This is a genomic window from Clostridium pasteurianum BC1, assembly GCF_000389635.1.
GTDB classification, from domain to species: Bacteria; Bacillota; Clostridia; order Clostridiales; family Clostridiaceae; genus Clostridium_I; species Clostridium_I pasteurianum_A.
On sequence record NC_021182.1, the window covers coordinates 2,273,929 to 2,288,472 of the forward strand.

The following is a 14,544-nucleotide window of genomic DNA, read 5'->3' on the forward strand; positions in this document are numbered from 1 at the left end:
CCTTAATGTGTACAACAGACCCAGAATGTATGGCTAATGGACCTTCTTCGGAACGACTAAATGGTGCTGCTTGCCATTCATGTGCAATGATCTCAGAAACAGCCTGCGAAAATGGAAATAGATTATTGGATAGAAAACTTGTAGTGCCATTAGCAATAGATAGTGAATATAGTTATTTTAAAGATTTGGTGAGAGAATTATGTGGAATGGAAGTATAAGTGATGCACTATTAATAGAGACAATTGTAGCTGAAATTGAAAAAATTAATGGAGTTGTTGACTCAACTTCAAATTTTCAGGAATCTTTTTTAGAAATCCATAAGAGATTCCCCAATTTATCAATTGAAGAAGTTAATAATGTATTGCAGATTGCTATAGGATTATATAATTATAAAAAGACTGAAAAAGTTGAGATTGTCATAACAGCACCCAATAGCTTTAAGTTACATGCAAGAAAAACAAGTTCAGTTATGAAAGAACTAATATATAGTGCAGAGAAAAGCATAACCTTAACAGGATATTCAATATCTGATTATGCCATGGATTTATTTGATGAAATAATTAATAAAAGCCGTAGAGGTATATATATAAACTTATATCTTAATGATTTTGAAAACAAGAAAGAACAATTAGATAAATTAATATTATTCAAAAGCAGATATTTAAATATTTTTGATTACAATAAAAACACAAAAGATAAAATGGCAGCTCTGCATGCAAAAGTTATAGTTGTTGATTCTTCTAAAACATTTATATCATCTTCAAACCTTTCTTATCATGGGATTGAAGGAAATATTGAGATGGGTGTTGTTATGGAATCTGTAAAGAAGGCAGGAGAGGTTGAAGAACTACTAAAAGAGTTGAAGAAACAGAGGGTGTTTGAGAAGATATAAAATAACCAACACAATGAAAACAAAAAATATTTAAATATAATTTACATTATATTTTATAGGCGGACTACTATGGAGGTAATTTGATGGATAAAGATAATGCTAATATCATCATAAGTCCAAGAATTATTTATGAATCTCTTGGAAGTAAAAATATAGAAGTTGATAGTATAGTATTTGCTGAACAAATAAAAAACTCATATGATGCACACTCAAAATGTATTACCATAGATTTTAGCAATTATGTAAAAGATGAAATAATAATTTATGATGATGGGGATGGAATGGATTATGATGATATCATTTCAAATTGGTTTTTAATAGGAACTAGCAATAAGTTAAATAATAAAAAAAATCTTGGTGGTAAAGGGATTGGTAGGCTTAGCTTATTTAGACTTGCAGATTCAATAACAATAATTACAAAGAAATTAAAAAATATGGAGTATGAATTTACAGTTAACAAAGCACAATTAGAAAGTTTTAATACTACTGGAGATGTAGAAATACAAATAAAAGAAAATAAAACTAGTGCCTTTTTTTATGGTGAGAATATAAAAGGAACGAAAATAGTTTTGCATAAATTAAAGAAACTAAATTTCAATGAGATTTTTATTGATCTTCAGAATGTTACTACTCCAAATAAAAAAGCTCCAATAAATATAAAATGCATTTATCCTAGCTTTTTTCAAAAGACTAGTTATAGAGATGTTAATAAGTCAATTGTTTTTGCGCCATTTAAATGTTATGTTACATTTGAAGGGAAAACACTCAGTGAGTACAGGTTTGAATGTGAGCTTAAAAGCAAAGTAGTATATAATAATTTTAACACTAATGAACTTAAAGAAAAATTTATGAAGCTACAAGATATAAGTTTAGGTAAAATTACAGTTGTATTATATAATTTTTATTTAGCTGAAAAATTTTGTAATACAAATAGTATTCCACGTGATGAAATATTAAATAATTTTTTAGAAGCCTATCAAGGTATAAACGTATATAGAGAGAACTTTAAAGTATATGGGCATGGAAAAGATGATTGGTTAAAGTTAGCAGAAAAACGTGTTAATGCACCTTCCAAATGTATTGATAACAGACTTTCATTTGGATATATTAATTTATTGCGACCTGATTCTGATAAATTGGAAGAAAAGACAAGCAGAGAAGGTTTTATTAAAAACGAATATCTTAACTATTTTAAAAATGCCATTGAATTAATTGTAAAACAATTCAATAAGGATCGTTTCAAATCAATAAAATTAATGCCTAAAAATGGTTTTCATGATACAATTATTGATGATCCACCAAAAGGTTATCAAAATTCTGAAGATTATTCTAAAAGTGAAAAACATTTAGAAACTGATGATAAGGAATCTTCAAATAAATTTTATGAAGATACTAAAAACAATACTATCATTAATATTAATGAAAATGAAAATATAGAAAATGTTTTTGATAATTTTAAGCATGATAAAAGTGATAAATCAACTGAATTTGAAGATAAATATATTACTGTTGAGAATTTAAAAAAACCCAAAAAAATTTATTCAGATAAATTAATTATAGATGCTAGTTTCATTTGCCCTAAAACTGCTCCAGAAAAAATAAAACGTATTATTTATGAGCTTCAAACAATAAATTCAAAATTTATTTACGCGCAAGGACTTTTACTACGTTGTTTAATTGATATATCAACTCAATATGCGCAAAGTAGAATTGAAAGTATAAAACGTAACAATAACGATTTGAATGGTAATATTTTGAGTGTATTAAATTATATTTCTAATAATAATCTAATTGATAAAAAATATTTGGATAGAATACGATCAGAGATAAAACAAGATAAGATTATTGAATACTTTAACGGTATAGCACATGAATACAATTATAAGAGTAATTTTGAAATTATTAAGCGTGTATGGGATACATTTGAAATGTATATATTATTCTGTATTAGATTATAAATTATTGAAAAATATTTTTTATAAAATATAAGTTAAACTTTAAAATTTAGGATACTAAATTAATGAAATAAAAGCATTGACTACATATTCAAAGTTAATACTTTTACTCTTTTCCCAAAAGGCACAATATACTAACATTTAAAGCATCAGCAATTGCTACCAGTTCAATATCAGTAACAAGTCTTGTCTTGGCTTCAATTTTTGAAATTGTGTATGTTTGTAATAAAGTTTGAATAAAGTAATATCTTGAAATGCCTTAAATTCAGAGAACGTCCATAACTTTGTGTAAATTAGCAAGGAGGTGACTTCCAGTCATCTCCTATGGGATCAGGCACCATAGCATAAACTGGAAGTTTATGCTTGATAAATTTTAGCATAATTACAAATATATATAAGATAACTTAAAACAGACAGGCGATAGTGTATAGGATAGTTTATTATGTAATAGGACTTTTGTGTATATTTAATATTTGATAAGGGGTGGGTATGCTATGAAGGTTTCGAAAATAAAAATTAGAAATTTTAGATTATTAAAAGAATTTGAGCTTGATTTAGAGGATAATTTGTCATTGATTATAGGAAAAAACAATTGTGGCAAAACATCATTGTTATCAATTCTAGAAAAATTTATTGGTAGTAAATCTATGTCAAATAGCTTTTCGTACGATGACTTTTGTGTTGACTTTCAGAACGATATAAAGGAAAAGGTTGAATCGAATTATGTATTAGTGGATAATGATCTAATAAATCCAATAGGCATATCTATGAAATTATTTATTGAACATGGAGAGGATGACGATTTATCCAACATTAGTGAGTTTATGATGGATTTAGACCCTGACAATAAGTTTGTTGTATTAGGTTTTGAATATTCTATTTCACAAGATAATTTTAAAACTTTGAAAGAAAAGTATAATGAATATAAAAATAACCATATTGAAATGGATAAAAATTCTAAAAGTAAGGATGAATTAGCCAAAAATTATTTTGTCGATTTTATCAAGAGCGAGTATAAAAAATATTTCCGTATATCAAGAAAATCCATTGCGTATGACTTAAGTAAGAAGGAAGAAAAGGACAATGAATTTATTGACTTAGATAAAAGTAAAATCAGTTTAAATAATATTATTAGCTTTAAATCAATAAGTGCTCGTAGGGCGGTTTCAAATGTAGAGTCAGATTGTACGTTATCTGCTCTTTCTTCAAAATATTATGAGAAAGTAGAGGAAGATGATAATGAGAAATCAGCGATTGATGAGTTTAAAAGTAAAATTAGTGAAACGGATGTAGATTGTCAAGTAAATTTGACCCCTTTTTACGTTTAATTTTGACCCCCTAGAGTCTAAATTATATTTAGGCCAAAACCATCATATTTTAATTTTTTAGTATTAATTATTAATTGCTTAGATTCATTATCGATGGTTACATATTTATTTAAAATTAATAATCTATCTTTAATAAGATCTTTAACAAGATCATCAAAACTCAAATTGAGATTTGGCCCCGGAAGGGGCTCAACTCCTTTAATTGTAGTTTTCTTATTCTCAAGTTCATCAATACTCATAAATTCAGCAGTATCCATGTTATTGTTAGCTCTATGCTTATACAATCTTAAAGACCTATCAAAACAATAATCAGTACTATTAAACATTCTTCTCTTAAGCTGTTGGAAACTAAGATTATATTTCTCTCTTGCGAGAATTATAGCTGTTTCTTTTCCTTTTTCATTAAATGTATTAACAAATTCACCAAAATCTATTGCTATACTATTTTTCAAAATTTATTCCTCCTGTAAATACCTATTTACTCTATGGCTATCGCCTGTTATACTTATGACGTGGGAATGGTGAAGAAGCCTATCTAGTACAGCAGTAGCCGCTAATTCACTAGTGAATATCTCGTCCCATCTTTCAAACGGTAAGTTTGTTGTTACTATTAGAGAGCTTTTTTCGTATCTTTGGCGGATTAACTGAAAAAATAAACTCTCTTTTTCTTTATCCATTTTTAAATAACCAATATCATCTATTATAAGTAAGTCTATTTTTGATAATTTCTTAAATTTTTGTTTTAGATTACCAGAATCTATTGCATTATATAATTCATCAACTAGTTCAATTGCATTGACAAAACGAACAGATTTACCTTTCTCACAGGCTTTAATACCTATTGCAATGGATAAATGACTTTTACCAAGGCCGGGAGGCCCAATAAAAACTACATTTTCTTTCTTTTCCATAAAACTTAAAGTAGCCAAATCAATAACTTTCGTTTGATTAATATGTTTGGGAAAGTTGAAATGAAAATCTTCGATTGTTTTATATGCATCAAAACAGGCATTTTTAATGTTCCTCATTTTTAGACGTTCCATTTTTCCTTGCTCTTCGAGCGCCAAAAGCTTGTACAAGAATTCTCTATAACCAATTTTATTTTCTATGGCATAATTAACTTCTTCGTCATATCTATCATATATATCGGGAAGCCTAAACTGTTTTAGCAAGCGCTTTATATTAGTGTTTATATTAGTTTCATCCTTCATTTTTAGCCCCTTTCCCATAGTAAGAAAGATGTCTTATTAAACCTTCTTCATTCATATTAGTATCCTTATTTTTATTAGGTTTAGTAAATATTAATTCTACTCTCTCATGCTCAATTATTAGTTCTAGATATTTTTCTTTAATTAAAGACTTTATTCCATCTATTTTTAATACGTTACTATCTATACAATGCTTAAGAATGATATCTAAATCAGCTATATCATATAGATCTTTCAGTTTTAAAAATTCTCTTGCATGAAAGTGAGGCTGCTTTGTAACCCGTGAAGCCAATTTGTAAAACTCATTACCATGTCTAAATGTTTTTTCAAATACCCTTCTAATTTCAGGAATAGAACTTGGTACTCTTACTGCAATATCCTTATAATCATCTTTATCTTGAATTTTTCTATTTTTACCCTGAAGTATATTCCATTTTTTAACGAGAACTAAATCAAGATCATATATTTCTAGAATATACCCATATACTATTCTTATTTTTACCTGTCTATCCACATATTTGACGGGAACACTATACTTATTAGTTCCAACCATAACATAAGAGTCCGTACTAACAATCCTTATTTCTAATTCTGTATCAATAACTATTTTCTTATAAAATCCTTTTAAGCTGCTCTTTTCTTCATTAAACATTTCATCAGGTATTCTTTTAGTAGTTCCATGAATCTTTTTATTCCATGACCTCATAAAATGCTTAATTTCTAAGTTAAGTTCATACACACTGTTAAAGCTGCTTCCTTTAATGAATTGATTTTCAATGTATTGAAATGGCTTTTCTATCTTACCTTTTGTCCTTGGTCTTAGAGGCCGGCAGGCATTCGGCTCTGTCCCAAGATATGTGAATAACTTTAAAGCACTGTGGTTAAACTCTACTTCTTCTCCTTTTTTATGACTTATTACTAATGCCTTTGGATTATCTATAAGAAGTTCCTTAGTTACACCTTCAAGTTCTATAAATAAGTCTTGTATGGCTTCATAAATGGCTACGCCATTAGCGGATAGCGAACATACTGCAGCTTTTTTTCTAGAATAAGATAATATCATGGTAAAACAGTATATTTTAACATTTTCACCAGCTATAACTGTTATGTATTCTCCCCAGTCAAATTGTGCTTGATCTCCTGGCGGAGTTTCAAATCTAACAGTAGCTCTTTGACTAATGCTACCTTTTTTTTCATTCAGAGTTTCAAGATACCTATATATTGGATTTATAGTTCCATCGTATCCTAATTTACACAATTCATTATAGATTCTTGTACCATTGAAATCATACTGCTTATCTAAAAACCATTCTCTAATAATATCTTTAAATTTATCAATTTTAGTTACTCTTGGTGATCTTGAATATTTTGGTTCTTCCTCCTTTTTGATTAAACTTTTAACAGTATTTTTTGACATATTAAGTTCTCTAGCTATTTGCTTTATTGGAACCCCTTTGTTATACATATTTTTCACTGTATGCCAATCTCTCAAGTCTTTCACCTACACTCTTATGCCTCCTTCATGAGTTTTTTACCTCTCATAAAGGATATTATTTTAAAGTGAAGGGGTCAATTTTCAGTGTAAAAAGGGGGTCAATTTATATTGTAAATCAACAACGGATAAACAATTAGATAATATTTATGATTCATTATTTGATGGTATAGTAAATAAAGTGAAAAAATTTGGAGGAATAAAAACGGGGGATTCTCTTATAAAGATAGTTTCATCATTAACAGGGAAAGAACTATTAAAGGGTAATACCACTGTAATGTATAATCATAATGATTCATGTATGTTACCAGAAAATTATAATGGGTTAGGGTATTTAAACTTAATCAGTATGATTTTTGAGATAGAAGTAAATCTAAGTGAATTTAGAAAAGATGGGAAAATTAATGAAAAACCAGCTGACATAAATTTATTTTTTATCGAAGAGCCGGAAGCACATACGCACCCTCAAATGCAATACGTTTTTATTAAAAATATTAAGGATATTTTAAAAGAAGGCTCTAATGGTAGTGATAATAAAAATTCATTTGGCATGCAGACAATTATTTCGACACATTCTTCTCATATAACTGCTGAAAGTGATTTTAATGATATAAAGTATTTTTATAAAACAAATGGTTGTGAAGTAATTGCAAAGAATTTAAAAGACTTGGAAATAGAATATACAAAAGATAAGGATAAAGATAAGGGGAGACAACATTTTAAGTTCTTAAAACAATATTTGACACTAAATCGCTCTGAATTATTTTTTGCTGATAAAGCTATATTTATTGAAGGGGATACTGAAAGAATATTGTTACCTGCCATGATGAAAAAGATAGATCAAATGGAGGAAAATAAAGACAAAGGTATTCCATTGCTTTCACAAAATATTTCTGTTATTGAAGTAGGAGCATACTCACATATTTTTGAGCAATTCATTGAATTTATAGGAATAAAATCGTTAATCATAACGGATATTGATTCTGCAAAATTAAAGCCTGATGAAGATAAAGATGGTAATGTTAAGAAAAACAAAGAAGGGGAAGAAATACTTGTTCCAACCAAGTGTAGAGTTAATGGGGAGAATGGAACGATAACAACAAATGCTTCATTGAAATTTTTTTATGAAAAGTATATAAACGAAATAAATGCTTCAAAAAGTATAAATGTTTTGCAATATTTTGTTGATTTAACCTTCGATAAAAAGACCCTTACTAAAAATAACAATATAAATGAATGGGAGCAAAATAAAGAAGGAAAATTAACTGCTATTTATCAAGTATCTGATAAAAATAAAGACCAAGTTTTATATCATGCTAGTAGTTTTGAAGATGCCTTTTTTCACATCAACAGACAATTCATTATTGACAAAAAAGATATGTTTAAAAGTCTGAAAAATATTAATTATTTTGAAGACTGTACAAAAGATGCTTATGATTTAGCTGAAAAATGTATTGATAAAAAACCTTCTTTTGCAATGGAGATATTACTTAATAGTAATTCAAGAGAAGATGAAAAAGGAAATAGATATGAATTTATAAATTGGGAAATACCACAATATATAAAGGAAGGGTTGCTATGGCTGAAACAAGATTAGAACCAGAAGTTAAACAAGTTTTAGAACATATGAAAAATGGTGAAAACTTCTTACTTAGTGGTGGTGCAGGTAGTGGTAAAACCTATTCATTGGTGCAAGTGATAAAGGAAACCATTCGTCTTAATCCTACGGCTCAAATAGCATGTATGACATATACCAATGCGGCTGTTAAAGAAATTGAGGAAAGGGTTAATCATAAGAATTTAAGAGTATCTACAATTCATGACTTTTTGTGGGATACTTTGAATTCGTTTCAAAAAGAACTAAAAAGCTCTCTTTTGGAACTTATAAATGATAAGGAATGCAAAATTAAAAATCCTAATCAAGATAGTGAGGAAGAATACATAAATTCTTTTGATAATGGAATTAATTACAAAGAATATTTAAATATTGATAGAGGGGAGATATCCCACGATGAAGTTCTTATAGTTGCTAATCATATGTATAAACATTATAAAGTGTTATGCGATATATTAAAAGACAAGTATAAATTTATTTTTATAGATGAGTATCAGGATACCGCTCCATTAGTAGTTGAAATACTTTTAGAGCATATACAGCAAAGTAAAAAAAAGTGTGTCATTGGTTTTTTTGGTGACTCTATGCAATCTATTTATGATGATGGTGTCGGTGATTTAAATAAATATACTGATATAGGATTTGTAAAGGAAGTGCAAAAAACACAAAACAGAAGAAATCCGCAGTTAGTTATTGATTTGGCGAATAAAATAAGAATTGATACATTGACACAAGAGCCATCAAAGGATATGAATGCACCAAATATGAAAGACGGACGGATTAAACAAGGTAAAATAAAGTTTTTATACTCATCAAACAATGATTTGGATAAAATTAGGAATACAGAATTTTTTAATGGATGGAAATTTGATGATGCCAAATTGACCAAAGAGCTTAATTTGACACATAATTTAATTGCTCCTAAAGCTGGGTTTGAAGAATTAATGAACATATATGATAAAGACCCCATAATTAAATTAAAATATGAAATAGTAACCAAAATAAAAAAGGACAATCTTGTTATTGATGAAGATGCAACGTTTCAACAGGTAGTAACACAGGTGCCTATAAGAAATAGGCAAAGGCAATTAAAGATAGATTTAATTATAAATAATCCATCGGATAATCTTCTGTATAAGCAGCTTAAAGATTTACCATTCTCACAAGTTAGAAAGATTTATATAGATAAAGATTCTTTAATTGATGACAAAAAAGATGATACAGATGATGAAAATAAAAAAGGATCTAAAAGAGACAATTTGATAAAGCATCTATTTAAAATTCAAACCCTTATATATTTGTATGATGAAAACCAAATTAGTGAATTTATTAGAAAAACTGAATTTAGAATAGATTCAATTGCAAAGAAAAGAGAAATAAAAGCCATAATTGATAGCATAAAAGGTATGTCAGAATGCACAATTGATGAAGTTATTAACTTTGCAGATGAAAATGGAATATGCAAAAAAGATGATAAATTTAATACTTTTAGAGAAAGGAATGAGTATCTTTTCAATCGAGTAAAACAAGTTAAATTTAAGGAGTTTCAAAATTTATATTTTTATCTTGAAGGATTTACTCCTTTTTCTACTCAACATAAAATTAAGGGTGCAGAGTATGAAAATGTATTTGTCATATTGGATAATGGTAATTGGAATAACTATAATTTTGCACGCTTGTTTGGAGATGGACAAGGTAGCGAAAATGTATTAGTAAGAACTCAAAAAATTTTTTATGTATGTTGTACTAGAGCAAAGGAAAATTTAATTGTCTTTTATCATAAACCAAGCCAGACGATAATAAATAAGGCTAAAGAATTATTTGGGGACGATAATGTACGAAAATGCTAAATTAATTTTTATGTGACGGAAATCTGTTCTTTCACCTAATGTAATTACACCAGTATGTTAATACCATGGGAACATGGAGATAGCTTATAAATGAGAGATAAAGATACCAATATCACAAGCAATTAAAAGAATGAATTTTGTTTGGTAATGTATCTACCGCCAAGGAACTACCAGCTTCATACGACATCATTATCACCGCCACAGGGCATGTTGAGACAGTTGTTAGAATAGAGAAGAAATGGGATGATATCAAAGGCTTTGAAGATTTTTAAGTGAATATTGAAGGGCGTTTTATGTTCCCTCAGACTAATATAAGTTTGAGGGAATTTTGTTTTAGGTGGGCGTACTTTTACGCAGAACTAAGGATATTTGCGTTAAGGCTTAGGTTTTGCGTAATTGTTTATGCGTAGAATATAAAATGATTAAGTGTTGAATACAGTTTGCATGTGTAGAAACTTGGAATAAAATGAAGTATAATAATGGTAAAATAATTATTTTGTAAGTAGAATTTTTATATCTAAGATTATTAATATTATAAGTGAAAAACATATAGCTAGGATATAAATAAGAGTTTCTTTATAGGAATGTGAAAGTCTTGTTTATAAAAGGGTGACATTTAGTGGGAAATTATATAATGGAAAAAATACAGCCGTTTGCTGATGATAAGAGAAGAGTATTTGCCAAACTTTATATTAATGATAGTTGGTTTGAAGAATTATCATTACATTTACCCAATGATTTGTTATTTGTATTATTTCAATCAGGTATAGATTTAAATATGGAATCAAGTGAACTTGAACACTTAATTGATTTGGTTGAACATAGGATTCCTGATATACCATTTTTCCCTTTTGAATTAAATTTTTCATTGATAAATGAAGGCGTGGTTGAGTTAGATAGTATTTTCGGTGAATCTTATGAAAAAAATAGAAATAATGCATATAAACCTTATTTTTATGAATTCTCTGGTTATTGTAAATCTTGGGGTGATTTAAGAAAATTACTTTTATATTATATAAAAAGTGATTATGGGTATTTTACATGTTTTTTGGATTTCTCTGAAGAAGCTGATTATGATAGAAATGATAATATAATAGCTGTTGTCGATGGTAATATTTTATTTAGTGCTAGTCCTATTGAAGAAAAATCAGGGAGATTAGTTGTTGTACACAATTCTTCTAAGATTGATCCTAAGTTTATGCCTGTACTTGATGATAGCATTTATAAATGTATAACTAACCCTATTAATGAATCTAGAAAAACAATTCTTAAGGATGCAGTAGACAATTTGAAAATGTCATTTGAACCTAAAAATGCAATAATATATAATGTAGGACAAGGAAATAATGTTTCCATAGAATTGAATGGGGGAAAACATATATTTTTTGATATTGGATTAACAAAGTCTAGATTAGAACGAAATCAATCTGAAACGAAAGCAGCTATTAAGGAATTTAATAAAATAAAACCAGAGATTGTTATATTATCACATTGGGATATGGATCATATATTAGGAGTAGCGTATGCTAATAATAGTATTTATGATGCTGTATGGATAGTTCCTGATCTATGGGGATTAATGAAATATACATATAAAAGAAAAGGGGTTTTAAAATTCAAATATGTTTCTGATTCAGCAAAACGACTTTTAAAATATTTGGATTTTAAAAGTGATGGAAAATTATTCATTATTGATGAAAGTTGGACAAATGATTGTATATATAGTAGTAAAAATGAAAAAATGTGTATATGGACTGGAAGCAGACAAAATGCTAACGGGATAAATGGAGCAAAAGAACCTTATAATATTAACGAAGCTAATAATTTTGGATTAATTATGACTTTTAGAAATAAGAAGAAACTTCTTCTGCCAGGAGATTGTGAATACAGTATTATGCCTAGTGATATTTGCAAAGTAGGATATGAGTATTTATTAGCCTCTCATCATTGTTCTAAGATGAGTAAAATACCTCTAGCCCAATCAGCATCTAATAAAAAAGCAATTTTATCATATGGAGTGGCAAATACGTATGGACATCCTAATAAGCAACATATAAGAGAATTATCTAATATTGGTTATGAGATTAACACAACATTAGGTCATAGACATATTCGATGTAATTTAAAATAGTTATTTAATTTTGCCCATATTTATTGGTGTGAATTTAGTATAAAGAACATATAATATTTCAGTTGAAATCTTTCTTTATGATAGTTAAAGGATCAGGGGTGATAAAGTGATTCGAGAAAAAGCAAGTAATGATTTTAAAAGTAATAATGTTATCCAAAATATAGATGTAATAAAAGGCTATTTTGAAAAAAAGAATGCAATCTGTAGTGTAAATAATGATTTGACTTATCAGTATTTATACAGCGACAAGCTGAAAGACAATGAAATAACTATATCATGTAGTTTTAGTTTGAAAGAAATCCAAGCAAAGATTTTACTTACTGTTGATGTTAGTGAAGAAGATTCTATCTACGAAGTAGATGGGATATTAGATAGAATATTTGCAGATATAATGAAAATATTATTTGGAGGGAAGAATAGATATGTTATTAGAGTTTATGGTAGATATTATCTTAGTAGAACTCTTGATTTAAACGATACATTCAAGTGGAAAAATAACATAAATATAATTTCTTATACTATTCCAGATAGGGATTCAGTATATAATATAGATGGTATAACTGTGTGTCCAAAAGAACAGGCTTTATATTGTGATATTGAAGTTAATGCATATAATTTGTCTGCTGCACGGTCTATGGCATATAATTTGTTTTTAGAATTTATATCTTTACTATCTGTATTATTAGATTTGGGAATTGAACCATACACAACAAAAGAAAACATCTTATTATTGGATCAAAAAATAGATTATAATAAGTATAATTTCTTGGGAACTGTTGGAAGCAATGGAATTGATGATACTGAGCTAAACTTATTCGTTTTTGATAATATGAATGGCTTAATAGCAATTAATGAAAAGGGAGAAATGGTTTTAAATAATTATTTAAATATAAGTGCGAACGATGTTGTTATCACTCAGACATCATATAATGAAGTATTAGAAAGAATTTTTAAAGATAGAGAATTTAAAAAGCAAAAGAAACAATATAAATGTGAGTCTATAAGTGATGAATTAATTTTTTATAATTCATACCCAGAAATTGTTTCTGAACACTGTAGCTTTTTTAGAAAAGTGGTTGTTTTTGAAAAAGAACATGAGAAACAATATAATTACTTCTACAATGCGTGTAAACTTTATAATTATGCACACTGTGCAGGTGCAAATAACCCTACAGCTATGATATCGTATTTTATCGCTTCTATCGAAGCGTTATCGAAATCAGAAAACACAGAGGACTACCTTAAAGAAGTTAATAGTGATATGGATAAGTTTACTAGGTTTTGCAAAAAATATTTTTTGGAAAGTGATTTTGATGACAAATTTATAAAATACATATATGGGAAAATTAGATCTGGACATTTCCATTCTGGGGAATCTCATTTTTTTGAATATGATTGCAATTTTGACCTATGTTTTAATAATGACTTTTTTAAAATGAAAGATATATTTTTAAGGGCAAGGTATGAGTTAAGAAAAGTCATTATTAATTGGATAAGAATAAATATATTACAATGATATTACCTTAAATCAAAATAGGTTATCTAAAGACCCATTAGGCTAATCCTATGGGGTCAGGCACCATAACATAAACTGGAAGTTTATGCTTGCTAGTATTTAATGTAGAACTGTAGTATACATTTATAATTATGAATTATTTAAATGTGAGTCAAATAAATAACTTAATAAAAATATTGAAAAATGTTAATAAGATAATTTTACCTGACAAAATATTAAGATGTGAATTTTTAAATATATCCTTAGCTGGTAATAATTAACATTTTTTTATATTACTTAGCTAAGAAATATGTATGGGTTTTTACACAACTAGGCCACAAAATGAAAATAATTAGGAAGATGTTTGAAATAAATCTTTCATCACCTTATAAAGGTAGCTGCTGTAGAATCAGAACTACGATGAAAATCAGTTATTATGGAACTGAAATTTCTGTTGTTTCAAGTGGTAGTAATGAGAATGATGTTTATTGAAACTGTATTCATAACAGATTTTAAGTATGTATATTTTTAGTCAATAAAAATGAAAAAGTTCAAATTTAGTGCTGATAATGTAAATA

Annotated in this window: 12 protein-coding genes and 1 pseudogene; 10 read left to right on the top strand and 3 right to left on the bottom strand. The window is 27.8% G+C overall.

Translation table 11 applies throughout. From position 1 onward, the window contains the following. The first annotated feature begins 5 nt into the window (after nt 1-5). The 4 genes from CLOPA_RS26105 (at nt 6) to CLOPA_RS10645 (ending at nt 4,175) form a co-directional block, all read left to right on the top strand. Nucleotides 6-218 carry a hypothetical protein gene (locus tag CLOPA_RS26105; RefSeq protein WP_242834294.1) on the top strand — a complete coding sequence of 71 codons (213 nt, stop codon included), beginning with the start codon at nt 6-8 and terminating at the stop codon, nt 216-218. After that, nucleotides 200-892, top strand: a complete 693-nt coding sequence (locus tag CLOPA_RS10635) for a phospholipase D-like domain-containing protein (RefSeq protein WP_015615430.1) — start codon at nt 200-202, stop codon at nt 890-892. Before CLOPA_RS26105 ends, CLOPA_RS10635 begins: the two co-directional genes overlap by 19 nt. 83 nt (nt 893-975) lie before the next feature. Then, nucleotides 976-2,850, top strand: a complete 1,875-nt coding sequence (locus tag CLOPA_RS10640) for an ATP-binding protein (protein WP_015615431.1) — start codon at nt 976-978, stop codon at nt 2,848-2,850. Between the two features lie 491 nt (nt 2,851-3,341). Beyond that, nucleotides 3,342-4,175 (top strand): AAA family ATPase, encoded by an 834-nt coding sequence (locus CLOPA_RS10645; protein ID WP_051115637.1) that lies wholly within the window; start codon nt 3,342-3,344, stop codon nt 4,173-4,175. 17 nt (nt 4,176-4,192) lie between these two features. Here CLOPA_RS10645 and CLOPA_RS10650 read toward each other — a convergent pair whose 3' ends face one another. The 3 genes from CLOPA_RS10650 to istA are packed head-to-tail and all read right to left on the bottom strand — an operon-like array spanning nt 4,193 to nt 6,884. Continuing rightward, nucleotides 4,193-4,627: a hypothetical protein gene (locus tag CLOPA_RS10650; protein ID WP_015615432.1), complete on the bottom strand. Its 435-nt coding sequence runs from the start codon at nt 4,625-4,627 to the stop codon at nt 4,193-4,195. A gap of 3 nt (nt 4,628-4,630) precedes the next feature. Beyond that, entirely contained in the window at nt 4,631-5,386 is a 756-nt protein-coding gene (gene istB / locus CLOPA_RS10655; RefSeq protein WP_015615433.1) for an IS21-like element helper ATPase IstB, read from the bottom strand. Continuing rightward, a complete protein-coding gene (gene istA / locus CLOPA_RS10660; RefSeq protein ID WP_015615434.1) occupies nt 5,376-6,884 on the bottom strand; it encodes an IS21 family transposase in 1,509 nt (502 codons plus the stop codon). The genes istB and istA overlap by 11 nt, the downstream gene beginning before the upstream one ends. A gap of 121 nt (nt 6,885-7,005) precedes the next feature. On the opposite strand from istA, the pseudogene CLOPA_RS26650 reads away from it, so the two are divergent. The 6 genes and pseudogenes from CLOPA_RS26650 to CLOPA_RS25595 form a co-directional block, all read left to right on the top strand. Further along, nucleotides 7,006-7,449, top strand: a pseudogene (locus CLOPA_RS26650) (ATP-dependent nuclease); the annotation flags it as partial. Next, nucleotides 7,426-8,472 carry an ATP-dependent nuclease gene (locus CLOPA_RS10665; RefSeq protein ID WP_347460073.1) on the top strand — a complete coding sequence of 349 codons (1,047 nt, stop codon included), beginning with the start codon at nt 7,426-7,428 and terminating at the stop codon, nt 8,470-8,472. The pseudogene CLOPA_RS26650 and the gene CLOPA_RS10665, both read left to right, overlap by 24 nt. After that, a complete protein-coding gene (locus CLOPA_RS10670) occupies nt 8,454-10,340 on the top strand; it encodes a UvrD-helicase domain-containing protein (RefSeq protein WP_015615435.1) in 1,887 nt (628 codons plus the stop codon). The genes CLOPA_RS10665 and CLOPA_RS10670 overlap by 19 nt, the downstream gene beginning before the upstream one ends. Before the next feature lie 634 nt (nt 10,341-10,974). Beyond that, nucleotides 10,975-12,471: an MBL fold metallo-hydrolase gene (locus CLOPA_RS10675; protein ID WP_015615436.1), complete on the top strand. Its 1,497-nt coding sequence runs from the start codon at nt 10,975-10,977 to the stop codon at nt 12,469-12,471. 106 nt (nt 12,472-12,577) lie between these two features. Next, on the top strand, nt 12,578-13,987 hold the full coding sequence (locus CLOPA_RS10680; protein WP_015615437.1) for a hypothetical protein: 1,410 nt from the start codon (nt 12,578-12,580) through the stop codon (nt 13,985-13,987). Nucleotides 13,988-14,308: 321 nt separating this feature from the next. Then, nucleotides 14,309-14,458, top strand: coding sequence for a hypothetical protein (locus CLOPA_RS25595; RefSeq protein ID WP_172638611.1), 150 nt, complete (start codon nt 14,309-14,311; stop codon nt 14,456-14,458). Nucleotides 14,459-14,544 lie beyond the last annotated feature (86 nt).

Excerpts from the sequence above, each read along its gene's own strand:
- CLOPA_RS26105 (WP_242834294.1), top strand. The coding sequence starts at position 6 with ATGTGTACAACAGACCCAGAATGTATGGCTAATGGACCTTCTTCGGAA.
- CLOPA_RS10635 (WP_015615430.1), top strand. The coding sequence starts at position 200 with ATGTGGAATGGAAGTATAAGTGATGCACTATTAATAGAGACAATTGTA.
- CLOPA_RS10640 (WP_015615431.1), top strand. The coding sequence starts at position 976 with ATGGATAAAGATAATGCTAATATCATCATAAGTCCAAGAATTATTTAT.
- CLOPA_RS10645 (WP_051115637.1), top strand. The coding sequence starts at position 3,342 with ATGAAGGTTTCGAAAATAAAAATTAGAAATTTTAGATTATTAAAAGAA.
- istB (WP_015615433.1), bottom strand. The coding sequence starts at position 5,386 with ATGAAGGATGAAACTAATATAAACACTAATATAAAGCGCTTGCTAAAA.
- CLOPA_RS10665 (WP_347460073.1), top strand. The coding sequence starts at position 7,426 with ATGCAGACAATTATTTCGACACATTCTTCTCATATAACTGCTGAAAGT.
- CLOPA_RS10670 (WP_015615435.1), top strand. The coding sequence starts at position 8,454 with ATGGCTGAAACAAGATTAGAACCAGAAGTTAAACAAGTTTTAGAACAT.
- CLOPA_RS10675 (WP_015615436.1), top strand. The coding sequence starts at position 10,975 with ATGGAAAAAATACAGCCGTTTGCTGATGATAAGAGAAGAGTATTTGCC.
- CLOPA_RS25595 (WP_172638611.1), top strand. The coding sequence starts at position 14,309 with ATGAAAATAATTAGGAAGATGTTTGAAATAAATCTTTCATCACCTTAT.